The sequence below is a fragment of the Pseudoxanthomonas sp. X-1 genome (assembly GCF_020042665.1).
Taxonomy (GTDB): Bacteria; Pseudomonadota; Gammaproteobacteria; order Xanthomonadales; family Xanthomonadaceae; genus Pseudoxanthomonas_A; species Pseudoxanthomonas_A spadix_A.
In genome coordinates this window covers 3,993,678-4,014,288 of the sequence record NZ_CP083376.1, presented here as the reverse complement: position 1 = coordinate 4,014,288, position 20,611 = coordinate 3,993,678, and the positions used below count along the sequence as shown (strand labels likewise).

The following is a 20,611-nucleotide window of genomic DNA, read 5'->3' as shown; positions in this document are numbered from 1 at the left end:
AATGCCAGGATGAACGAGTCCGTCCGTAAGCTCTCTGACCGCCTTCGAGAGATCGAAAAGCGCACCATCGAAGATATCCGTAGTCGCCAGACAAGTCAGAGTTTCGGAGGCGCGTTGAGAGTTGACCCAGACAAAGTGTTTATCAACGAGCACGACGGTCGTCGGGCTATCGAATCACTGCGCAAACTCGTCCGCTAACTGATCTACAGGACATCACATGGGAGCAGGAAGCTCTGCCATCGTACTGATGGCGCTACTGATCAGCGGTTACTTGTTTAATCTGAATTTCCACCCTGTTCGCTACTACAGCAATAGGGCAGAAGGTCAGAAGCTATTCTTCATGGCTGCTGGCTCAGGGCTGCTCCTCGGCGCCATGGTTTTTGGTGTGCTTGGACTATTGAGGCCATATCTCGCTAGCGACAACTTAGTTCTCAAGGCAGCGGCGGCTCTCAATGGTGCCATTCCGATTCCTCACGCGGGCCGCCTGCTTGCCACGATCATCACCTCTATCGTTTCCGCAAGATTGCTCAATCTGGCTTCTGTCTGGTTGGTTGGTGGGCGCGGCGCTCTTGCACATTCGCCTGACGGCATCAAGGCAAGGAGTCGGGCGCAGCGTGTCTACGATCGGCTCACAGAGCGCGACGGAGGAGCTATGGCCCAGCTGCTGCGACGCGCTGTGGACGAGCAGAAACTCGTGATGTTGACGCTAAAATCTCGCAAGATCTATTGCGGTCGGATCTTTGAGATTCCGTTCGATTTGGGCGAAGATAGAGCATGCATTGAGATTTTGCCGTCATTTTCAACTTGGCGCGACAAAGATAATCTAAGAATGGGGGTTGCTCGAACGGAATATCCTGTCATTGATTTGTGGGCTGCCAAGCAGCGCCTTTATTCGGTAGAAGAGCAGCTTAGACTGGTCGGCGTGCATCTTTCTGACCCGAAGTTCGAGGTTTTGAGATCAACCGAGCGTGGTAGGAAATTCATTCGAAGAGTCAAACGCGGCTTTGAGCGAGAGCGCGATGAGCTTACTAGTCTAATTCGCGAAGCATCGGGCGGGCGAGAGATCAACATCAATGACTGGATCAAAGTCATTCTGGTAAAAGAGATTGAATCACTTTCGTTCTACGATTCGGGTGCTTACAAAGACTGGTTTGCGGACAAGAAAGAGGCTGAGAAAGCAGAGTCGGTCAACGGCGATATTTGATGCAGACGTGACGTACCATCGATGACCGTGGGTCGGAAACAGGCGGAGACAGGGGGAGAGTACAGTTTTCGCCTTTGGTGCCTTCGATCCCTGTGGACTCCCCGTCCAAGCGATTAGGCCGGCGCTACGTATAATCTGTTGCTAGGTGGAACCCTGCAATCAATCATGGTTCCTAACCGGGCAGCAAAGTTTTGACAGCTTCAGCGCCGCCTGAGGTTGGATCAATTTAACACATCATCAAAGGAGCTGAAGATGAAGGGAAATGATCTGATCAATGAGTTTGAAAAGCGGCTGAAGAAAAGATATGGGGCCGGCCAAGTTACTGAGCGGGTGATTGCTGATGCTTTAGGGGTTACAGTGGCTGGCTTGGCTAAATACAGAACAGGCATACTAACGCCTAGGCAAATGGCGAATCTATCGATCAGTTTTGCTAGGGCGCAGCGGGAGTCCGTGGTCAAATCTACGGTTATTCCTGTTGCAGAGTTCTTTCCCATCGAACAGTATGTGACCGCAGGTGGAAAAAGGCAGCTATTTTCCACTGGTGATAAATCTGGCGAAGTTCATCCTTACTTGTCCGGACTTCGCCAAAAGTTGGAGTCAACTCACGGCATCTATGTGTTTCACGACAGTCGGGGTCGTTCGATTTATGCTGGGAAGGCGCACAAGCTCTCTCTATGGACTGAGATGAACAATGCGTTTAACCGGAATAGGAAGGAAGTTCAGAGTATTAAGCGTGTTTCGCATCCTACCAATCGAGTGAAATATCGCGGACACGAGGAAAAGACCCGCCAAATCGTCCGGCAGCAAGTCCCGCTATATGGTATTGCAGCATATTTCAGTGCCTTCGAGGTTCCAGGCATCCTGATCGGGAAGTTCGAAGCGCTGATCGTTAGAGCTTTTGCTAATGATCTTTTGAACGTTCGAATGGAAAAGATCTAGCTGAAACAGGGGTCAGAGTGGTTTCCGCTTCTGACGCAGTGGCCTTCGGCGGCTTCCCCTGCGCGCAGCAGGTCCTGTCCTGCACGCCGTCCGAGCTGTCGTTCGATGGCCGCGCGAAACCGCGTGTTCCCCAGCGCGTGCTGGCGCTGCAGGTTGAGACGGATCGTGGCGCTCTTGCCGGGGTCGGTGGCGTCCATCACGAGCAGCGGTAGGTCGTCGCGCGCACTTCGACGGGGCGATCGCGCTGTAGCGCGGTGGGATGAGTGCGTCGGCTTTCCCGTCCTTTGTACGCGTGACTGGACCAGGGGTAGTCCGCGGGATCGGCGACCGTGCCAGCACGGACGGGTTTGAGTTCGATGTAGCGGTAGCAGCGCAGCAGGTAAGTCATCCTGTTGTAGCGTCCTTCCCATAGGGTGCCGGCGCGCCGGTAGTGGTCGTCGCTGTAGCGCACATGGCGCTGCCTAGGGGCTGCATAAGTGTGGTGAATGCATCGTACTGGGGCACGTCAGGGTCCAGACGTGCTGTCGAGGCATGGGCGATCCTTCGCATCCGGAGTGCGCCTAGCATTGGTCCGTGCGTCGTCCATGACATCGGGTGATGGCGGGCGCGGTGTAGGAAAGGTGCGCTCTGACCCCGGTTTTGTCTTTCACTCATGCATCAACGCGCCACCAGTGCCCGACGCTGCTGCCGGTACAGCGCCCACAGCTGCAGGGGGACACCGATGATGAGGGTCAGGAACAGCACACCGATCACGCCAAGCAGCAACGGCGCCTTGGGGTCCTGCGCCAGCGGGTGGCTGACGGGGAGGCGTCGCAGGGTTTCCGACACGGTGGGCACCATGAGCAGGAACACGCTCAGGCTGAGTGCGATGGTCTGCACGTAGGTCCAGAATCGCGCGGCGGGTCGGGCGAGGGCGATGCCGTAGCCCACCAGCAAGGTCGCCAGGGTCACGGTCGCGGCGAGCTTGCTGACCGGCTGGTGCGCGATCGGGTACACCGTCAGCACGCCCAGCAGCATGAACCAGAAATAGGCGCGGCCCGCCTTGCTGGTCGGCGTGATGCGGCCATGCTTCACGAGCATGTAAGCGGCCAGGGGGATGGCCGGCAGGCTGCCGAGGGTATGCAGCCAGCCAATTGGTGAGATGCCCATCGAGGCGGTTCCTTGTTGGTGAGAAAGGGTGGATCGCGTGATCGGTGGTGTGACGCATCAAGCGCCGGAATATTCCATCCGCCCGTGGAGACGCTTTTCAGCGCTGCCTGGGGAGCGCATCCCGTTCTCGATCGCCGACGGCGCGGCGAAGCAGGCGCTCATGCGCTCTCCCGCACGCCGCGGGCGCCCCTGGCATCGCGGTGCTCCCGCGGCCAGCTGAGGACCGCGGCGATCGCCAGCGCGGCGGCGATGAGGAGCGCGGCGACCGCAAAGCCGTGGGCGACCGCTCCTGCGCTCGCACCGTCGGGCACCATCGCGAAGAACACCCCGCCCACCAGCGCGACCGACAGTGCGGCGCTGATCTGCAGCACGGCGCTGACCACGCCGGCGGCGAGCCCGGCCCAGCGCTCCTCCACCTGGTCCACGTTGAGCCGCACCAGCGCCGGGTGCGCGATGCCTTGCCCGATGCCGATCAGCGCCAGGGGTAGCGGCAGCCACGCAGGCTTGGCGAAGGCCACCAGGACGGCCGCGACCGCCAGTCCCGTCGCTTCCAGACTCATGGCGAAGGCGGCCGTGCGCGCATGCAGCCGTTGCGCCACGCGCGGGCCGCTCAGCGCGCCCAGCAGCAGCCCCACGCCCACGGGCAGGATCGCGATGCCGGCCGCCAGGGGACCGTGGTGCAGCCCCGCCTGCTGGTAGACCGAAAAGATCAGGAAGAACGCCGCCAGCGCATAGAAGAACAGCGTCGCCACCAGCGTGCGCCGAAGCGCCGGGGAGGAAAGCGCACTGGGCGAGACCAGCGGCGAGCCCCCAGAGCGTTCCCGGGCGTTCTGGTAACGCCAGAACACGAACAGCAGCAGCGGCGCCAGCGCCAGCGCGCCCAGGCACCACCAGGGCCATCCGCGCTCACGGCCCTCGATCAGCGGCACCACCAGCGCCAGTAGCCCCAACGCCAGCAGCGCCGCGCCCGCCAGATCCAGGCGCTCCGGGTCCGCGGCCTTGCGCTCGGGCAGCAGCACCAGCGCCGCGGGGATCGCGACCGCGATGACCGGCAGGTTGACCAGGAACACGCTCCGCCAGCCCAGGCCCCACGGGCTGGCCGCCACCAGCACGCCGCCCAGCAGCTGGCCCGCCGCCGACGCAAGCCCGAACGTGGCCCCGTACAGGCTGAGCGCGCGGTTCTTCTCGCTCGCCTGGAACAGCGCATGGATGAAGGCCAGCGACTGCGGCGCCATCACCGCGGCCGACACGCCCTGCAGCAGCCGGCCGGCGACCAGCACCTCGGCCGAGGGCGCCAGCCCGCACAGCGCGGACGCCACGCCGAAGCCGACCATGCCCGCCAGGAACGTGCGCTTGCGCCCCAGGATGTCGCCCAGCCGGCCGCCCAGCACCAGGGTGACCGCATAGGCGGTGGCGTACACCGACACCACCAGCTGCGACACGTCCGGCGAGGCGTGCAGGTCGTCGCGGATGGCCGGCAGCGCGACATTGACGATGAAGAAGTCCAGCGGCGGCAGCAGCGTGCCGGTCAGCAGGACGACCAGGGCGATCCAGCGGCGCGCGTCCGGGCCGCTGGCTTCCGCGATTGATGCGTTCATAGGAGTACCTCGTCTTGCGAGTCGTGGCGAAGGGCCGCCTCAGCGCATGCCGCCGGAGGCGAGGATGCGTTCGCCGCTCACCCAGCCCGCGTCGTCGGAGGCCAGGAACGCGACGATCGAGGCGACGTCCGTGACCTGGCCGATGCGGCCCAGCGGCGTCTGCGCCTGGTTCCACGCATGGAAGTCGGACCCGATGACGCCGGCAGCGTGGGTGCCGTCGGTCTCGATCAGGCCGGGATTGACCGCGTTGACGCGGATCCCGCGCGGGCCCAGCTCGCGCGACAGCACGCCGGTGATCGCATCCAGCGCGCCCTTGGTGCCGCTGTAGATCGCGCTTTCCACCGGCAGCACGCGGGTGACGAACGAGCTGACGTTGATGATGCTGGCGCCCTCGCGCAGGAACGGCACCGCCGCGCCGGTGACCAGCAGCGGCCCGAGCACGTTGATGTCGAACTGCTGGCGGTACAGCGCCTCGCTGCTGTCCTCGATCCTGGCGAACTGGTAGATGCCCGAGTTGTTCACCAGCACATCCAGCCGGCCGAACTGCCCGAGCGTGGCATCGATCAGCGCCGCGACCTCGGCCTGGTGGCGCACATCGGCCTGCACCGCCACCGCGCGCCCGCCCGCCGCCTCGATGTCGGCGACGACCGCCTGCGCCCCGCGCTGGTCGGTGGCGTAGTGGACGACGACCTGCGCGCCGTCGCTGGCCAGCCGGCGGGCGATGCCCGCGCCAATGCCTTTTGAAGCGCCCGTCACCAGGGCGACCTTGTTGTGCAACCTGCTCACGTTGTTCGACTCCGCATGGGGGATCGCCGGGATCGGCGGGAACGGCCGAGGAAGGCCGCGGGTCCCTGCGGGGGCGGGTCAGGCAGACCAGGCGCCATGCCGGCTCGACGGGCCAGGCTCGTCCGGAGCCAATGCAGGGGCTGGCATCGTGAGACTTACAGCATTGTTTGTGTACTGCCATTCCTGCATATTCGGCGTACAGATTTGAACGGCTGGTGCGGCGATGGAATGGAGCGATGTCAGGATCCTGCTGGCGGTCGCGCGCGCGGGCTCGCTGGGCGAAGCGGCCCGGCGCCTCGGCGTGAGCCACCCCACGGTCGGCCGGCGGATCAAGGCGCTCGAAGACGAGGCTGAGCAGCCGCTCTTCCGCCGCACCCGCGACGGCCTGGTGCTCACCGATGCGGGCGACCGCGTGCTGTCGCTGGCCGAGTCCATGGAGAACGCCGCGCTGTCCATGGAGCGCCGCCTGGCGGGCAACCATGACCGGCTCGAGGGCCTGCTGCGGATCTCATCGGCCGACTGGTTCGCCGCCTTCGTGCTGGCGCCGGTCTTCGTGGAGCTGGGGCGGCTGCATCCGGCCGTGGTGCCCGAAGTGATCGCCAGCTACCGCCAGCTGGACCTGACCCGCCGCGAGGCCGACGTCGCCTTCCGCCTGGTCCCCTTCAGCGAGCCCGACCTCGTCCAGCGCCGCCTGATGACCCTGCACTACGGCCTGTACGCCACGGCGCAGACGGCCGCGGCGGTGGAAGCCGACCCCGCGTCCGTCGGCCTGATCCTGATGAACACCGCGCAGAGCCATTTCCCGGACGTGGCCTGGCTGATCGAGCGCTTCCCCGATGCGCCGCGCGTCTTCACCAGCACCAGCCGCAGCGTGCAGGCGCAGATGTGCCTGCGCGGGCGCGGCTTGGCCGTGCTGCCGCGCCCGCTGGGCGATGCGACCGCGGGGCTGCAGCGCATCGAAACGCGCGGCACCCCGCCCACTCGGGACATCTGGCTCGGCTATCACCAGGACCTCAGGCACATGGACCGGCTGCGCGCGATGCTCGAGATCACGGACAGGATGTTGAGCGACAGGCCGCCGGGCTAGCGGCCCGTTCCGGATGCGGCGGAGTCGATTCCAAGAGCCAAGCGCCCGAACCTCCGAGGGCGCATCCGGCTTCGACCCGCCGCCCAGCGCGCTGCCCGCCGCCCAAGCCACCCGCAGCGCCCACGGCGGCCGGTGCGGCTTACGCGGTCGGCACGGTGCCGCCGTCGATCGTGTGCTCCGATCCGGAGATGGAGGCCGCCCGCGGCGACACCAGGAAGGCGATCAGATCGGCCACCTCGCCGGGCGTGGCCGGCCGCCCCAGCGGGATCCCGCCCAGCGCGTCCATGACCATCTGCCTGGCGCCGTCCTCGTCCGTGCCCGCGTTGGCGGCGATGGTGCCGAGAAAATCGACCGAGGCCTCCGTCTCCACCCAGCCCGGCGAGACGCGCACAACGCGCACGCCTTGCGGGGTCACCTCCTTGGAGAGCGCCTTGCTGTAGGTGGACAACGCCGCCTTCGCCGCGGCATAGGCGGTGGTCGAATCATGCAGCGGCAGCACGTGTTGGATCGAGGTCACATGCAGGATCACGCCGGCGCCCTGCGCGAGCATCGCCGGAAGCAACGCGCGATCCATCCGCACCGCCGCCATCAGGTTCAGATCGAGCGCCTTGGCCCATTCCGCGTCGTCCAGCATGGCGAAGCCGCCCGCGGGCGCCGACGAGCCGCCCACCACGTTGATCAGGATGTCGACGCCGCCTAGCTGCTGCCGGGTCGCCTCCACGACCTCACCGACGCCCTCGGCGGTCGCCAGGTTCGCCGCCACGTAGTGGACCCCTGCCACCGCGTGCTCCGGTGTGGAGCGCGCGCTCGCCACCACCCGCGCATCAAGCTGGGCCAGCAGGGCGACGACGGCCGCACCGATGCCGCGCGTGCCGCCGGTGACAAGCACGCGCTTGCCCGCGAGCTGAAGGTCGAAGTTCATGGCGTGACCTCCAGCGAGGCGATCTTGCCGCGCTCCAGGACGAAGATGTAGCGCAGGTCCAGCGGGCTGCCCGGGAAGTCCCCCGACACCTGGCTGGTGACCACGTAACGCCGCCCCTGCGTTTCGAGCGTATGCGGTCTGGCGGTGTAGCGGTACTTGGCGGACGCTGCGGTCTTCCAGGCGTCGATCGCCGCCGCGCCTGTGTGGACGCCGCCCTCGTCGAGGACGGTGCCCTCCCTGGTGAAGCAGCGGGCGACCGCCTGACCATCCTGGCGGTCGGCGTCGAAGTAAGCCGCGATCGGCTCGGGTAGCGCGAGGTCTTGCATCGCAGGGATCCAGTGGGAAGGTGGATCCAGCTTGAGGCGCGCCATTGGATTAGAGAATCACCTACTATCTGATCAGGCTATGTAGGAAAAGCAGCACAATGCGCGGCTCGGAATTCGCCGAACTCAAGGCCTTCGTGGCCGTGGTCGACCGCACGAGCTTCGCCCGCGCGGCCGATCACCTGGGCGTGTCGCGCTCCGCCCTCAGCCAGACCATCCGCCAGCTGGAATCCCGGCTGGGCGTTCGCCTGTTGAACCGCACCACCCGCAGCGTGTCGCCGACCGAGCCCGGGCGGCGGCTGCACGAGCGCGTCGCCCCGATGCTGCGCGACATGGACCAGGCGGTGGCCCAGGCCGTGGGCACGCGCGCACGCGCGGCGGGCACCTTGCGCATCAACACGCTCAGCATGGCGGTGGAACGCCTGATCGCCCCGCGCCTGGGGCGCTTCGCCGCCGCGCATCCGGAGGTCGTGCTCGACATCGTCATCGACGACGGACTGAGCGACATCGCGGGCGAAGGCTTCGATGCCGGCATCCGCGTGGGCGGCCGGCTGCAGAAGGACATGGTCGCCGTCCGCCTGACGCCGGACTTCGAACTGCTCGCCGTGGCCTCGCCCGATTACCTCGCCCGGCGCGGCGAACCGCGCACGCCGGCGGACCTGAGCCGCCACGACTGCATCAACTGGCGCTTCCCCGGCAGCGGCAAGATCGCCGGCTGGCCCTTCCGCAAGAAGGACAAGACGATCGAATACTTCGGCGAGGGCAAGGTGATCTCCAACCACCAGGACATCATCGTGCCCGCCGCCCTGCAGGGGCTGGGCATCCTGTACGCCTACAACGACGGCGGCATCGCCGACGCCTTGGCCGAAGGACGGCTCAAGCGCGTCCTGGCCGACTGGTCGCCCACGGTGCCGGGGCTGTTCCTCTACTACTCCAGCCGCCGCCACATGCTGCCCGCGCTGCGCGCCTTCATCGATTGCCTGCTCGACCGGGACATCGCGGTGGCAGAGCCGCCAACGTCGAAGAAGCGCCGCTGAGGCGGGCGGCATGCGGGCCGCATGCCGCCTGGCGCAAATCGGTACTGCCGCCGCGATGGACGCCCACCCGACAGAGGACGGGCTGCCGTGATCGGCGGCAGCCCCGACTCCTGCGGACCCACAGCGCAAGCGTGTTACTTGGACGCCGTCTTCTTCGTGCGGCCGCCTGCGCGTTTGGTGGCCTGTTTGGTCGTCTTTTTGGTGGCCTTCTTCGTCGTCTTCTTTACTGCCTTCTTGGCGGTCTTTTTGGTGGCTTTCTTCGCAGTCTTCTTGGTCGCCTTCTTGGCGGCCTTCTTGGTGGTCTTCTTCGCGACCGCCATGTTGTCGACCAGGTTGGGGTAGGGACGCCCGGCCTTCTTCGCCCGGGACTTGGCCTCGGCCTTCTGGCCGCTGGAGAGCGTCTTGCTGGCCGACTTCTTGGCCGGGTTGGCCTTCTTCCAGGGGGCTTTCTTCGCTTGCTTGGTCGTCGCCATGTCAGGTCGCCTCCGCCTTGCGCATGCGCTGCTCGATCCGCTCGGCCCAGCGCTTGCCCGCATCGCCGCCCCACAGCAGCCAGGCGATATAGCCGGCGGACGGGTGCGTGCGATCGGCCCAGCCCTTGCCCTGCTTGTCCACGCCGTGGCGCGCGAAGTAGGAGGTCATGCGGCGCACCGTCGCCGGCGACAGCGTGGCCTGCGCCGCCAGGTCGCGCGCCCGCGCGACCCCCACCGCCGTCCCGCCGCGGCCATGCGTCTCCCGCAGCCTGAGTCCCCGGCTCGCCGCCTGCGCGGCGCCCTTGGGCGGGGTGAAGTCAATCGCGTCGTACCGGGTTGATCGGGCCACTGCGGAGCCTCCTGCTTGAGAGGATTCGAGTGTGCGTAGGCGGCGAAAGGGAAAGCGTGAAAACACGGATCAGAGCGCAGCTCTCACTCCTGGACTGTGGGCCGCACATCGACTTTTCAGCTCACCTCGACCGCGCCGCCATCGCTGTTCTTCCAAAGACCCCAGCATGATCGACAAGGATATGGTCAACGGAACCAGGCGAAGTAAGATCGATAGGGGGTGAGCCGACGTAACGGTTTTCCAAGTGTGTTAAAAAAGAGATGAGCCAACGAGCCACATCTTCCTTGCCAGATTTTAGTTCTGAGGACAAGCAATGGCCGCAAAGCCAAACGCGTTCGGTGATGTTCGCGGTGAGAACGACCATAAAGCGCTAGACGGATCTTTTTATGAGTGGCAGGACTACCGAACTCTATTTGAAAGCGTGGATCGCTTCATAGTTGTTGGCCGACGTGGTACTGGGAAGAGCGCTATAACCTATCGTCTTAGTAAGATGTGGGCAGATCGCAGAACGCCGGTTATCAAGATTGCTCCCGCTGAGGAGCAAATGATTGGCTTAAGGCCGTTGGCTAAGATGTTCGGAGAAGGACTCTCTAAAGTGAGGGCTGGGATAAAGATTGCCTGGAAGTATGCAATTTTGATGGAAATTGGATCGCAGCTTCTTTCAGATTACAAATTAAAGCGTCAAATAGAGGTGGACTCTCAACTCTTGAAGGAAGTCCATAGCTGGCGACGTATGGGTGAAACCCCTATCGACAGAATGCGCTATATATTAAAGGAATTTCGGAATGAGTTTAAAGATGAAGAAGAGCGCATTGCGGAACTGTCGGCGTACCTTTCCGTTGAAAAATTGACGGAAAAAATAAGTCGAATAGTCTCAGATTCCTCACTTCTATATGTCCTGCTCGTAGATCGATTGGACGAGGGCTATGAACCGGACATCCTTGGCACTGGAATAATTGATGGAATACTCTACGGCACAGACGAGATTCGCTCCTCTCTAGCCGAGAATTTCAGAGCAATAGTGTTTATTCGAGACAATATGCTTCGGGCTATTGAGTCAGAAGACAAGGACTTTACGAGAAATCTCGAATCCCAAGTTCTTCGACTTCACTGGGATCCGCAGGAACTGTTTTACATGGTGGCCAATCGCATTAGATATGCCTTTGGTGTCGTGAAAGAAAGTGACGTGAAAGTCTGGAACTCAATTACTGCAAACGAACTCCACGGCAGAGAAGGTTTTAGGCGATGCCTGCGTCTTACACTGTATCGGCCAAGAGACGTTATTGCGTTGCTAAACGCAGCTTTCTATCAAGCGCAGCGGCAAGGAAGAAGTACTTTGGTCGAAGAGGATTTTGATGAATCGGCAAAAGGCATTTCCCTTACGAGATTTAACGATCTCGGAAAAGAGTATGAGTCGGTTTTCCCTGGTCTGAGGGAGCTTACATCCTCGTTTTCTAATGGGGATGCAAAGATGAGATTTTCCGACGTTCAAGATATAATAGCTTCCGTAATGAATCGTTCAACGCTAAGTGTTGCGGAAATGCAGCATTTCCAGATTCTTGGCTCTCCGCAGGAGGTCTTGAAGGCGCTGTACGGGATAGGCTTCATTGGTATCTATAATAAGCAAATCGCTAGTTTCGTTTACTCTCACGACGGCAAAAGGTTCGAAAAATCGCTTGCGCCTGATGACGTCTTGATGATACATCCCTGCTACTGGCCTGCTCTCAATATAAGTGGATTTGAGCTCACTCAGAATGAGGCCGAAGAGATTTACGATGAATATGAGATTTCTATTGAATCTCAGAGCGGGGAGCAAAGAAGGAAGATACTTGGTCAATTGATGGCGGAACTTAATACAATTCCCGAAGGTAACGCCGGTGCGACTCAATTCGAGAACTGGTGTAAGCGAGCAATTGAGATTGCATTTTCAAAAAATTTGACGAATGTGCAGCTTCATGCTAATTCGAATGCTACTCAGAGAAGAGATATTATTGCCACGAACCAAGGGGGAGGTATTTGGCGCCGAATACTAGATGACTATAAGACGAGGCAAGTGGTCTTTGAGGTCAAGAATTACTCAAGTATAGGCGTGGAGGAGTTTCGCCAAGTGGCTGGGTATTTGGGTCGAGAATATGGATCTCTCGCTTTCATAGTATGCAGAGACGTTGAATTCGGCCTTAGGAAGGGTGGCGAACTCGACGCTTTTAGAGAGTTCTACCATAAGGGTATTGTTGTAGTTAAATTTCCTGCACAGCAGCTAGTAACTATCCTTTCAAAGCTTCGCAATCCAGAGAAAGTTGATGCAGGTGAGTTGGCCGTAGACAGGCTTTTGGATACATACGTCAGGATGTATGCGTCAGGGCAGAGTGATGTGCCTAACTCTGCTAGCGCCGGCAAGCGGAAGCGCAAGCGCAAGCGGAGCTCGCGTAGCTGATTTTGAGCTAGACGAAGAGCGCGGCGAGACGTGCGTAAAGTGGGGGCCAGAACGCAGTTTTCGCAGTTTTGACAACTGCCGGCCCTGGTCTTCAGGAGCTCTGCGCGTACCGCCAGTACTGCCTGCCGTCAGAGGTGTCGGTCATTGCAACGTTGCCACGCGGTGACTGGGGGCCAACGGAAGGCGTCGTCACTACACGTGCATCCGTGGCGCCGATGACAGGAGGGCTCAGGTCAACGGCTGTTTGGCGACGGCATCCTGCCGATTCGCTTCGGCGAGTAGTTGTTCGTAGCTCTGCACGCGGGTTCGCAGTCGAATGAGGTGCCAGGACATCGCGTAGGCGAATAGCAGGAGGAAGGCGAGGCAGCCCTGGATCAGGGTGATGTCGGCCAGGACGGTCCAGTCGCCCCAGTGCCAGCCTTTGAGCTGCAGGTAGAGGGCGAGGAGCAGTGGTAGGACGCCCAGCCGCTCCATCCCGCCGGTGAACAGGCCCAGGCGTTCGTGCATGTTCGATCTACGGTTGCGGATGAAGGCTTCGCGCTGCAGGCGCTGCTCGCGGGGGAAGGCGCGTAGCGCCTGGACGATGTCTTGGTAGTAGTGGAATTCGTGCTCCATCTCGGCCGCGTGCTGGGCGTAGGGATGGCGGAAGCTCGGCCATTCGCGTCTGATCTGCAGCACCAGCGTGACAAGAAGACCGCCAATCTCCAAGGCAAGGCCCGTGGCGGCGAAAGCCAAGCCGGTCCGCCCCTCCAGGATCGAACCGAGCAGCATGCCGATCCCGGCCCCGAGCAGCGCAACGACAAAGCTCCAGCGCTCAAGCCGGCCTGCGCGATTCGGGTCGGTATCCCGGGTGTAGCGCGCCATTGCTTCGGCGAGCGAAGGAAAGCTCAAGTCCTTCACTAAAGCGGGCTGATGTTGCTTCGCGCTGACGGGCGTTTGCTGCGTGAGGTCCGGTGAGCCTTCCATGCGTCGTGTGCCTCTTCCTGGGTGAGATGCGCGCACCGTCTACTCTGTCGAAGGTGCCGCGACGACACAACTGCATTCACACGAGCCGAAACAGTTGTCGGAGTGCAGTTCCCTTTCTGACGCCTTCGCCTTCGAGGGCCTTTCCACCCTGCATGCCGTCCGAGCCGTCGTTCGATGGTAGTGCGGAAGCTGGCGTTCCACAGCGCTGCTGGCGCTGCAGGCTTAGGCGGACCGTCACCGTCTCGTCCGGATCGACGGCTCCATCACCAAGCGGCGATGGGTCGCCGCTCGCACTTGCCCGGCGACGATGGCGGTGTAGCCGATTGCGAATGAGCGCATCAGCTTTTTCTGAATGACGCTAGTGCTACTCGCATGCCAAGGCATCGAGCGATAGCGAGAATCGCATTAGGAGGGATGCAGTCTGGCTATGGTCTTGAGGCGCTCATGCGCTCTGAAGTGGCGGCGCTGCGTCGCAGCCTGCTTTTCCTGCGACCACGATCTAACTACTAAAACTCTTATTGGGTCTGGCAATCGACCAGAAGGTTGTGGCCGTGACCGCTCCAAAAAAAGCGCAAATTGCTGCGATTGCAATGGACGAAGCGTTAGCTGGGCCCGAACCAGGGACATGGAGCGATGGAAATACGAAGTACGCGATCGCTACGCCCGCAATCGTGCCCGCAATGAGGTAAGGCCACGCGCTGGTCCATCCATTGCGTTGGAATAGAAAATGTAGGGGCAGCCCAAGACCGATGATTGAAGGATATGCGAACATCGCAGTCAGCTTCAGCGCCCATATCCCCTCGCCGGGATTTCCCAGAAGCGATAAAGCCAGCATGAGCAGGCCCGGTATTAAGGGGGCAAGCATAATTCCCAAAATTATGCGTCTCCCATTACTTAAAGCAGACATTGTTTCTCCCCGAGCTGCACCCGGTAGGCGATGGTGTTCCTTGCTTCTGCTCTGTCCAAACACTGTTGATGGGCTCGGCGGTCAAGCTTCCAGGTGCTTGCAGTTTGGATGTGCCTTCGCCCCAGTTCTGAATGGTGGTGTTGCCGTTAGCGTCAACGGTGGGCTGCCTAACCACGATGCCCGACTCAAGCGGATGTCCGGGCAAGGTGACATTCACGACAACCGGCTGGCCATTGAGTTGATTGGTCAGGCTGAAAGACGTGACGGGACTGATCGCCACAGGACTCAACCCGCCAATTACCGGCGTGGCGTCATTGAATGTTCCGTTGGGGGTGGCAGGTGAAGAAAAGCCAGGGGTCGGGTTATTCTTTACATACGCCTGATTCTGCTCGAGAGTCTTTCCGGGCGTGCTCGCAGGAACACTGTAAGCATGGTAGTTCGGGGAATTCGTAGTGAAGTCTCTAAAGCCTTTCTGTGTTGGGAAGCTCACGACGTAGTTTTCTGTAGAGCAGGTGGTGGTGCCGTACGCGGAAATGCAGTCTCGGCCATCGGGATCTGTGAACCTGTAGGGATTGTTATTGGCATAGGAGTAGCGGTTGAAGCTGGCGCCGGTATTGGGGTTGGCTTTTACTGGGTCGTTGGATGCGAGGGCTGTGGTTGCCGCCATCGTCATCGCAAGGACACCACATATTAGGGTTCTACGCATCACGAACCTCCCTGGCTCTGTGCTTTCATGCTGTTGAAATGCCGCAGGTAGCGTTGCTTTTCTGTTTGACCCCATTGGCGCCATCCCAAGGCTTCGGCCCTTTCGTACCAAGCAAGATTCTGCCTGCTGTATTCCGCGTATTCGGCGCGTAGAGCCTGCGGGATCTGATCCGCCTTTGGGTATTTGGCCTTGAACTGCTGTTCGATGAGCAGATAGTAGGCATCTCCGCGGACGACCATCGCGGTGACATCCTTGGGGTTGGCCTTAAGGATCAAACTAGTCGCCGTAAGAATGCGCTCAGCTTGCTTCTTCTGCTGGTAAGAAGGCAACAGCGAGGCGGTTGCGAACAAGGCCACCGTTTCGCGCTGAGAGAAAGGGCGCAAGAACGTGTCATTGCGTGTCGCCTCCAGTGGGATGCTCATGGCCTGTTCGTAGCCACTGTCGGGATGGAACAGGCCGCTTGTGGCCTCGAAGTTCGTCCATTGCCCCTGTTCTTCGTCGCCGTACTTGACGACCAAATGATAAGGTGCGGTGGTGATGGTCAACGGCAGTCCGAGCCGCTGGCCAATGACCAGGAAAGCGATCGGCATGATGACGCACTGGCCATTGCGCGTCGCAAAGTAGTGCGACAGCAGGCTCTTCTTGACGTCCTGACCGAACGGATCTGTGTAGTCGTAGCCGAAAGGCCGGTGATCATTCCAGGGGCCAGGCTCGTAGAGCGTCGAAATCAGCAGGTGCATTTTGACCTTGTTCGACGCACCTGCCGGAAACCGCGCGCGTGTCTTGGCTGCCCACTGGTCGACTTGGCGAAGCGTGGCTTCCACGTCCACCTTGGGATCGACCATGTGATCAATCGTAACCTTAGCCCGCGCAAGGTCGATCTGCCCTTCAGGCTGGCTCAGTAGTTGCTCAAGAGCCGCGATGCTAGCGTCGCTAGCATCTGAAGTGGTAGCTGATGGTGAAGCGATTGCAGCGCCTGCCACTACAAGTAGCAAGAGAACAATCAGCACCCCGGCCGCAATCCTTGGAATGGCCCCCGCCATAAGTCCATTTCCCCAGTTTAGTACGCCGCTGGCGCTGCCTATTCGTATCCCAAACTCTGGATCGGCGCAACATGCCGTAGGAGCATCACAAAGAGAGCTACTCGATGCGACGCTGCAGATCGGCGAGTTATGTCACGCTGGCGCGCTCGAAAAGGGGGCAAAGACACAACTGCATTTGCGCGGGAGGCGCTGTTGACAGCTGAATTTTGCTGTAGCAATCTCGCTTTCAAGGAGCGTCGAAACTCCTCTCATAGCGGTACCCACCTCCGTCAAACAGGTGGGGTTTTTGTGCCTGCATCTTTGCAGGTGCAGCCGACGCGATGCCTGCGTCGGGAGGGCGGCTAATACAACACCCGCAAGGGGAATACGCCCGCCGTCTATGAGCGGTTTCGAACCTCCCGACTTCCCGTCCGCTACCCGCGGGCGGGCACTTCATGGTGACAAGGAGGCGACGATGAACGAGCGCGTGTTCGGCGAGCACGGTGAGATGGGTTATCTGCTGCCCGAGGAGAGCCAGCAGCGGCTGCGGCAGTTGAGGGAGCACTTGGAGTTCCTGGCCCGGCTGGTGCAGCAGCGGACTGCCGACGCGTCCCCGGCGTGCCCGCCCGAGGCGCTCCTGGGCGAATGGAGATACTCGTTGGGTTTGGTCGTCGAGCAACTCGCCCAAGTGCTCGACGCGGCGAAGGGGCCGGCACGGTACGCGCCGGCACACGCGTCCCCGGATGAAGTGACGCATGAGGCTGTGCAGGCCTCGCCGTCTGCAAGCGCCGGCACACCGCACCCCAAGCCTTACGACTTCAACGCCTCGCCGCGCATGCTGTTCGGCGTCACGCTCGATCAGGTCGATGCGCTCAACCTGCTGCTGGACACCATCCGGGCCTACGCCGATGCGGTCTCCGCCGAGGACATGGCCGACTTCGCCGAGGGCACGCTGTCCCGGCTGGGGCATTCGATCTTCGACCGCGCCGGCGAGGCGCTGGCGCTGCTGGGCGAGATCCAGGACCAGCCGCTGCCCGATGAGCCGCGTGTGCCGCCGTCCTCCGTCCGGGAGGCACCGGCCCGCTATGACGTGCCGCGTGCGGCCCTGGACCAGAACGCGTCGGTCACCTTGCCTGCGTTGCCGGGTCCGACGCCGGACGCGTGCGGCGCCCCTGCGCGGACTTCGCTGCACTGAGCGCGGAGAGGCGCGCCGCCACGTTGGCGCCCTCCGCCTGGGGGTCACCGTCATGCGCTTTCGCATCCGTGCGCTTTAGGCTTCCGGTCCTGGCTCCGTCGGGCGCCTCGCGCGGGCGTGAAGACGGTGCGTGGCGCTTTGCCTGGTTCCGACATTGGAGGATGCATGACCCACACCCTCGCGACGGACACGCTGGACATCGGCTATGCCTGCGGCGGCCCTGAGGACGGGTCCCCGGTGCTGTTGCTGCATGGTTGGCCCGATGACGTGCTCGGCTGGGCCCAGGTGGCGCCAGCGCTGGAGGCCGCCGGCTATCGCTGGGTCGCGCCCTGGTTGCGCGGCTTTGGCCCGACGCGCTTCCGGTCTTCGGACACGCTGCGCGATGGCACGGGCGTCGCGCTTGCGCAGGACGCGATCGATCTTGCCGATGCGTTGGGCTGGGATCGTTTCGCCGTTGTTGGCCACGACTGGGGCGGGCGCGCTGCGTATGTGCTTGCCGCGCTCTGGCCCGAGCGCGTCGCCGCCATCGCTTCGCTGGCGATCGGCTATGCCCCGCGCGGGCGGTTTCAGATCCCTGCGTCGTTCGAACAGAGCCAGCGCTGGTGGTATCAGTGGTTCATGGCGACCGATGGCGGCGCGGCGGCGGTCGCGGCCGATCCCATCGGCTTTGCGCGTCTGCAATGGCAAGACTGGAGTCCGCCAGGTTGGTATGACGAGGCGGCGTTCGCCAGGACGGCGGAAAGTTTCCGCAACCCCGACTGGGTGGCCGTCACCCTGCACGGTTATCGAAGCCGCTGGCGGTCCGAGCCGCTGGACCCGCGCTACGCCGCGGCCCGGCAACGCCTGGCTGCCGTCGAGACCCTGCGCGTGCCGACCCTCATGATCCAGGGCGAAGACGACCGCTGCGACCCACCGGCGGAGTCGGCGCACGATGCGCGCTTCTTTACCGGCGGGTATCGGCGCATCGTGCTGCCCGGCGTTGGCCATTTCCCGGCACGCGAGGCCACCGTCGACGTGGCCCATGCGCTGGTCCAGCATCTTGGCGATCTGAAACGAAGCTGGTGACAGCCCTGAGCGCTGTCAGCCAGACCTAGCACGGGCCGATATCATCGCGGCAGCTCGGCCCGCGTAGTGCCGTGGGGACGCCGAAAAGGCGCAATGTCGATACAGGAAACGCCAGGATCACGCCTGGCAAGAACATCGCGATCGGGCGTGCGCCTGCGCGAATCTATTCACGGCGGTCGCCTGGCGGCCAGGCGAATCGGGCGTAGCGGTTTGAGGCGCAAGGCTTTTCGGCAGCCTTGGCGGTCGATTATCTATTCAAATCTCTATTCAAATCGACGGCCTTAGCCGTCCAGGCACTTGGCCCACAGCGCCGGCTCCACCTCGCCCAGCTGTTCGAGCAGCGGGCGGCCGAACAGGTAGCCCTGGAACAGGGCGATGCCCAGGCCGTGCAGGTAGCGGAATTCCTCCACGGTCTCCACGCCTTCGGCCAGGGGTTGGCAGCCCAGTGCGTTGGCGATGCCGACGATGCCGCGCACGATGGCCTGGCGCGCGGGGTCGCGGTCGATGTCGCGGATCAGGGCCATGTCCAGCTTGATCAGGTCGGGCTGGAAGTTGGCCAGCAGCTTCAGGCCGGCGTAGCCGGCGCCGAAGTCGTCCATCGCGGTGAGGAAGCCGCGCTCGCGGTAGTCCTGGAAGATGCGGGTCAGGTGCGCCTCGTCGCGCACCTGTTCGGACTCGGCGGTTTCGAAGATCAACCGCTCGCTGGGGAAGCCGTGGCGCCGCGCGGCCTGCAGCGTCAGCTGGATGCAGGTGGCCGGCTCGTACACGGCGTTGGGCAGGAAGTTGATCGACAGGTAGCCCTGCAGGCCCAGGCGCGCGGCGGTCTCGATGGCCTTGACCCGGCAGGTCTGGTCGAAGCGGTACAGCTGCTCGGGCGTGACGCGGGCCAGCACCTCCATGGCGCCGCCGCCCTCGGCGGTGCGCACCAGCGCCTCGTAGCCGTAGATGGAGCGCGTGCGCGCATCGACGATGGGCTGGAAGGCCATCCGGATCTGGAAATCCAGCGGCTGGCCGGTGCCGCAGTTGGCGCACGGCGCTGAGTTGCCTTTGGGGCTGGAGGGGCGCGCCGGTTCCATGCGATGTGTGCCTTCGGCAGCGACAAGTGGCTAGCAGGATACGCTGGCCGCGTGCGAAAAACGCAGTGTTGCAACCGTCGTTGCGCCGCCGTTGCGCAATGGCGGCGCGCGCGTTTCCGGCAACGCGCGCGTTGCGGCGCCGCGCCGGCGCGACGGCGCGCATCTCATGACGCGAGCGCCCTGGGCTTATCCCGCAGGCGGGATGCTTTTTCCCCGGATTCCCGGCTTATCCGGCTCGTGTCCACGCTCCATTCTTTGCCGGCACGCCGCCTGCGTTGGCAGGGCGCGCGTTTTCCCCCTTCATTTTCAGGAAGCATCAAGATGAGCAAGCTCGCAGGAAAAGTGGCGCTGGTGACAGGCGCCTCCAAGGGTATCGGCGCGGCCATTGCCACGGCGCTGGGCGCCGCCGGCGCGTCGGTGGTGGTGAACTACGCGTCCAGCCGCAGCGGCGCCGACGCGGTGGTGGCGCGCATCACCCAGGCCGGCGGCCAGGCGGCGGCGGTGCAGGGCGACGTGGCCGATGCGGAACAGGCCAAGGCGCTGGTGGCCGCGACCGTCGAACGCTTCGGCCGTCTGGATATCGTGGTCAACAATTCGGGCGTGTATGAGGCGGTGCCGCTGGAAGACGTCACGCCGGCGCACTTCCATCGCCATTTCGACATCAACGTGCTGGGCCTGCTGCAGGTGACGCAGGCCGCGCTGCCGCACCTGGGGCAGGGCGCCAGCGTCATCAACATCGGCTCGACGGTGAGCGCGCTGGAGCCGGCGGGCATGGTGGTCTACACCGCGACCAAGGGCGCGGTGGATGCGATCACCGGCGTGCTGTCGCGCGAGCTGGGCCCGCGCGGGATCCGCATCAACAGCATCAATCCGGGCATGGTCGATACCGAAGGCGCGCAGAGCGCGGGCTTCATCGGTTCGCCGATGCAGACGCAGATCGTGGCGCAGACGCCGCTGGGCCGCGTCGGTGTGCCGGACGATATCGCCGACGTGGCGGTGTTCCTGGCCTCGGACGACGCGCGCTGGCTGACCGGCGAGCGCATCAAGGCGGGCGGTGGGTTGCGCTGAAGGCGCCTTGCCTGGTGGGAGCTGCCATGGCAGCGAGTGGCTTTACCGGGAAAGCCTCATCGCCGCCATGGCGGCTCCCACGGGGTTTTGTGGCTTGCGGTTGTGGTGCTGCTCGATGAACCCCTCCCCAGCCCTTCCCTTCGCCTCCGGCAAGAGGGAGGGGCGGAGCGCTGCGCCGTCGCGTTTTCCAGCGAACAAGCGCACTGCGGTGCGACCTGATCCAGCCTGGTGGCCCTGATTGGCCGTCTTCGATCCTGGACAGGGCTGGCCTGTCCTGAGCAGCCCGCGCCCGCGCCTGTCCTGCG

At 62.9% G+C, this 20,611-nt stretch carries 21 protein-coding genes and 1 pseudogene; 9 read left to right on the top strand and 13 right to left on the bottom strand.

Annotated elements, in window-relative coordinates:
- The first annotated feature begins 9 nt into the window (after nucleotides 1-9).
- The 3 genes from LAJ50_RS18075 to LAJ50_RS18065 all read left to right on the top strand — a co-directional run bounded on the left by LAJ50_RS18075 (nucleotide 10) and on the right by LAJ50_RS18065 (nucleotide 2,143).
- Nucleotides 10-198 carry a hypothetical protein gene (locus LAJ50_RS18075; protein WP_138652986.1) on the top strand — a complete coding sequence of 63 codons (189 nt, stop codon included), beginning with the start codon at nucleotides 10-12 and terminating at the stop codon, nucleotides 196-198.
- A gap of 49 nt (nucleotides 199-247) precedes the next feature.
- Complete coding sequence (locus LAJ50_RS18070) at nucleotides 248-1,204, top strand: hypothetical protein (protein ID WP_138652988.1); 957 nt, start codon at nucleotides 248-250, stop codon at nucleotides 1,202-1,204.
- 252 nt (nucleotides 1,205-1,456) lie between these two features.
- Nucleotides 1,457-2,143 carry a hypothetical protein gene (locus tag LAJ50_RS18065; protein ID WP_138652990.1) on the top strand — a complete coding sequence of 229 codons (687 nt, stop codon included), beginning with the start codon at nucleotides 1,457-1,459 and terminating at the stop codon, nucleotides 2,141-2,143.
- Here the strand turns inward: LAJ50_RS18065 and LAJ50_RS18060 are convergent.
- From LAJ50_RS18060 to LAJ50_RS18040, 5 genes are all read right to left on the bottom strand, one after another.
- Complete coding sequence (locus LAJ50_RS18060; protein WP_138652992.1) at nucleotides 2,140-2,340, bottom strand: hypothetical protein; 201 nt, start codon at nucleotides 2,338-2,340, stop codon at nucleotides 2,140-2,142. The two genes, LAJ50_RS18065 and LAJ50_RS18060, sit on opposite strands and share 4 nt — an antisense overlap.
- Nucleotides 2,340-2,531, bottom strand: a complete 192-nt coding sequence (locus tag LAJ50_RS18055) for a hypothetical protein (protein ID WP_205961526.1) — start codon at nucleotides 2,529-2,531, stop codon at nucleotides 2,340-2,342. The genes LAJ50_RS18060 and LAJ50_RS18055 overlap by 1 nt, the downstream gene beginning before the upstream one ends.
- Before the next feature lie 269 nt (nucleotides 2,532-2,800).
- Nucleotides 2,801-3,292: a hypothetical protein gene (locus LAJ50_RS18050; RefSeq protein WP_138652994.1), complete on the bottom strand. Its 492-nt coding sequence runs from the start codon at nucleotides 3,290-3,292 to the stop codon at nucleotides 2,801-2,803.
- A 158-nt stretch (nucleotides 3,293-3,450) separates the two neighbouring features.
- Nucleotides 3,451-4,890 (bottom strand): MFS transporter, encoded by a 1,440-nt coding sequence (locus LAJ50_RS18045; RefSeq protein WP_138652996.1) that lies wholly within the window; start codon nucleotides 4,888-4,890, stop codon nucleotides 3,451-3,453.
- Nucleotides 4,891-4,929: 39 nt separating this feature from the next.
- Entirely contained in the window at nucleotides 4,930-5,676 is a 747-nt protein-coding gene (locus LAJ50_RS18040) for a glucose 1-dehydrogenase (RefSeq protein ID WP_138652998.1), read from the bottom strand.
- Between the two features lie 223 nt (nucleotides 5,677-5,899).
- Here LAJ50_RS18040 and LAJ50_RS18035 point away from each other — a divergent pair, with 223 nt between their 5' ends.
- The gene (locus LAJ50_RS18035; protein ID WP_138653000.1) at nucleotides 5,900-6,763 is read left to right on the top strand and encodes a LysR family transcriptional regulator; all 864 of its coding nucleotides are present in this window, start codon (nucleotides 5,900-5,902) and stop codon (nucleotides 6,761-6,763) included.
- A gap of 139 nt (nucleotides 6,764-6,902) precedes the next feature.
- Here the strand turns inward: LAJ50_RS18035 and LAJ50_RS18030 are convergent, their stop codons facing one another.
- Both LAJ50_RS18030 and LAJ50_RS18025 read right to left on the bottom strand, forming a co-directional pair.
- Complete coding sequence (locus tag LAJ50_RS18030; RefSeq protein WP_138653002.1) at nucleotides 6,903-7,685, bottom strand: SDR family oxidoreductase; 783 nt, start codon at nucleotides 7,683-7,685, stop codon at nucleotides 6,903-6,905.
- The gene (locus LAJ50_RS18025) at nucleotides 7,682-8,011 is read right to left on the bottom strand and encodes a nuclear transport factor 2 family protein (RefSeq protein WP_138653004.1); all 330 of its coding nucleotides are present in this window, start codon (nucleotides 8,009-8,011) and stop codon (nucleotides 7,682-7,684) included. Before LAJ50_RS18025 ends, LAJ50_RS18030 begins: the two co-directional genes overlap by 4 nt.
- Nucleotides 8,012-8,109: 98 nt before the next feature.
- On the opposite strand from LAJ50_RS18025, the gene LAJ50_RS18020 reads away from it, so the two are divergent.
- Nucleotides 8,110-9,045, top strand: coding sequence for a LysR family transcriptional regulator (locus tag LAJ50_RS18020; protein WP_138653006.1), 936 nt, complete (start codon nucleotides 8,110-8,112; stop codon nucleotides 9,043-9,045).
- Nucleotides 9,046-9,347: 302 nt separating this feature from the next.
- On the opposite strand, the pseudogene LAJ50_RS20300 reads toward LAJ50_RS18020, so the two are convergent.
- Both LAJ50_RS20300 and LAJ50_RS18010 read right to left on the bottom strand, forming a co-directional pair.
- Nucleotides 9,348-9,518 (bottom strand): annotated as a pseudogene (locus LAJ50_RS20300) (DNA-binding protein); the annotation flags it as partial.
- 1 nt (nucleotide 9,519) lies between these two features.
- Nucleotides 9,520-9,867 carry a hypothetical protein gene (locus tag LAJ50_RS18010; protein ID WP_205961527.1) on the bottom strand — a complete coding sequence of 116 codons (348 nt, stop codon included), beginning with the start codon at nucleotides 9,865-9,867 and terminating at the stop codon, nucleotides 9,520-9,522.
- Between the two features lie 313 nt (nucleotides 9,868-10,180).
- Here LAJ50_RS18010 and LAJ50_RS18005 point away from each other — a divergent pair, with 313 nt between their 5' ends.
- Nucleotides 10,181-12,301, top strand: a complete 2,121-nt coding sequence (locus tag LAJ50_RS18005) for an ATP-binding protein (protein WP_138653010.1) — start codon at nucleotides 10,181-10,183, stop codon at nucleotides 12,299-12,301.
- Nucleotides 12,302-12,529: 228 nt separating this feature from the next.
- Here LAJ50_RS18005 and LAJ50_RS18000 read toward each other — a convergent pair whose 3' ends face one another.
- The 3 genes from LAJ50_RS18000 to LAJ50_RS17990 all read right to left on the bottom strand — a co-directional run bounded on the left by LAJ50_RS18000 (nucleotide 12,530) and on the right by LAJ50_RS17990 (nucleotide 15,725).
- Nucleotides 12,530-13,267, bottom strand: coding sequence for a hypothetical protein (locus LAJ50_RS18000; protein ID WP_224096377.1), 738 nt, complete (start codon nucleotides 13,265-13,267; stop codon nucleotides 12,530-12,532).
- Between the two features lie 890 nt (nucleotides 13,268-14,157).
- A complete protein-coding gene (locus tag LAJ50_RS17995; RefSeq protein WP_138653012.1) occupies nucleotides 14,158-14,847 on the bottom strand; it encodes a hypothetical protein in 690 nt (229 codons plus the stop codon).
- 32 nt (nucleotides 14,848-14,879) lie between these two features.
- Complete coding sequence (locus LAJ50_RS17990) at nucleotides 14,880-15,725, bottom strand: transglutaminase-like domain-containing protein (protein WP_224096376.1); 846 nt, start codon at nucleotides 15,723-15,725, stop codon at nucleotides 14,880-14,882.
- 652 nt (nucleotides 15,726-16,377) lie between these two features.
- Here LAJ50_RS17990 and LAJ50_RS17985 point away from each other — a divergent pair.
- Entirely contained in the window at nucleotides 16,378-17,097 is a 720-nt protein-coding gene (locus LAJ50_RS17985) for a hypothetical protein (protein ID WP_138653014.1), read from the top strand.
- Nucleotides 17,098-17,262: 165 nt separating this feature from the next.
- Entirely contained in the window at nucleotides 17,263-18,162 is a 900-nt protein-coding gene (locus LAJ50_RS17980; protein ID WP_138653016.1) for an alpha/beta hydrolase, read from the top strand.
- A gap of 281 nt (nucleotides 18,163-18,443) precedes the next feature.
- Here the strand turns inward: LAJ50_RS17980 and LAJ50_RS17975 are convergent, their stop codons facing one another.
- Complete coding sequence (locus tag LAJ50_RS17975) at nucleotides 18,444-19,148, bottom strand: EAL domain-containing protein (protein WP_205961529.1); 705 nt, start codon at nucleotides 19,146-19,148, stop codon at nucleotides 18,444-18,446.
- 411 nt (nucleotides 19,149-19,559) lie between these two features.
- On the opposite strand from LAJ50_RS17975, the gene LAJ50_RS17970 reads away from it, so the two are divergent.
- On the top strand, nucleotides 19,560-20,306 hold the full coding sequence (locus LAJ50_RS17970; protein WP_138653020.1) for a glucose 1-dehydrogenase: 747 nt from the start codon (nucleotides 19,560-19,562) through the stop codon (nucleotides 20,304-20,306).
- Nucleotides 20,307-20,611 lie beyond the last annotated feature (305 nt).

Coding starts and splice junctions, on each gene's coding strand:
- LAJ50_RS18050 (WP_138652994.1), bottom strand. CDS start 3,292: ATGGGCATCTCACCAATTGGCTGGCTGCATACCCTCGGCAGCCTGCCG.
- LAJ50_RS18060 (WP_138652992.1), bottom strand. CDS start 2,340: ATGGACGCCACCGACCCCGGCAAGAGCGCCACGATCCGTCTCAACCTG.
- LAJ50_RS18005 (WP_138653010.1), top strand. CDS start 10,181: ATGGCCGCAAAGCCAAACGCGTTCGGTGATGTTCGCGGTGAGAACGAC.
- LAJ50_RS18075 (WP_138652986.1), top strand. CDS start 10: ATGAACGAGTCCGTCCGTAAGCTCTCTGACCGCCTTCGAGAGATCGAA.
- LAJ50_RS18025 (WP_138653004.1), bottom strand. CDS start 8,011: ATGCAAGACCTCGCGCTACCCGAGCCGATCGCGGCTTACTTCGACGCC.
- LAJ50_RS18020 (WP_138653006.1), top strand. CDS start 8,110: ATGCGCGGCTCGGAATTCGCCGAACTCAAGGCCTTCGTGGCCGTGGTC.
- LAJ50_RS17985 (WP_138653014.1), top strand. CDS start 16,378: ATGAACGAGCGCGTGTTCGGCGAGCACGGTGAGATGGGTTATCTGCTG.
- LAJ50_RS17970 (WP_138653020.1), top strand. CDS start 19,560: ATGAGCAAGCTCGCAGGAAAAGTGGCGCTGGTGACAGGCGCCTCCAAG.
- LAJ50_RS17980 (WP_138653016.1), top strand. CDS start 17,263: ATGACCCACACCCTCGCGACGGACACGCTGGACATCGGCTATGCCTGC.
- LAJ50_RS18045 (WP_138652996.1), bottom strand. CDS start 4,890: ATGAACGCATCAATCGCGGAAGCCAGCGGCCCGGACGCGCGCCGCTGG.
- LAJ50_RS17995 (WP_138653012.1), bottom strand. CDS start 14,847: ATGACGATGGCGGCAACCACAGCCCTCGCATCCAACGACCCAGTAAAA.
- LAJ50_RS18065 (WP_138652990.1), top strand. CDS start 1,457: ATGAAGGGAAATGATCTGATCAATGAGTTTGAAAAGCGGCTGAAGAAA.
- LAJ50_RS18000 (WP_224096377.1), bottom strand. CDS start 13,267: ATGGAAGGCTCACCGGACCTCACGCAGCAAACGCCCGTCAGCGCGAAG.
- LAJ50_RS18055 (WP_205961526.1), bottom strand. CDS start 2,531: ATGACTTACCTGCTGCGCTGCTACCGCTACATCGAACTCAAACCCGTC.
- LAJ50_RS18070 (WP_138652988.1), top strand. CDS start 248: ATGGCGCTACTGATCAGCGGTTACTTGTTTAATCTGAATTTCCACCCT.
- LAJ50_RS17990 (WP_224096376.1), bottom strand. CDS start 15,725: ATGGTCGATCCCAAGGTGGACGTGGAAGCCACGCTTCGCCAAGTCGAC.
- LAJ50_RS18035 (WP_138653000.1), top strand. CDS start 5,900: ATGGAATGGAGCGATGTCAGGATCCTGCTGGCGGTCGCGCGCGCGGGC.
- LAJ50_RS17975 (WP_205961529.1), bottom strand. CDS start 19,148: ATGGCCTTCCAGCCCATCGTCGATGCGCGCACGCGCTCCATCTACGGC.
- LAJ50_RS18030 (WP_138653002.1), bottom strand. CDS start 7,685: ATGAACTTCGACCTTCAGCTCGCGGGCAAGCGCGTGCTTGTCACCGGC.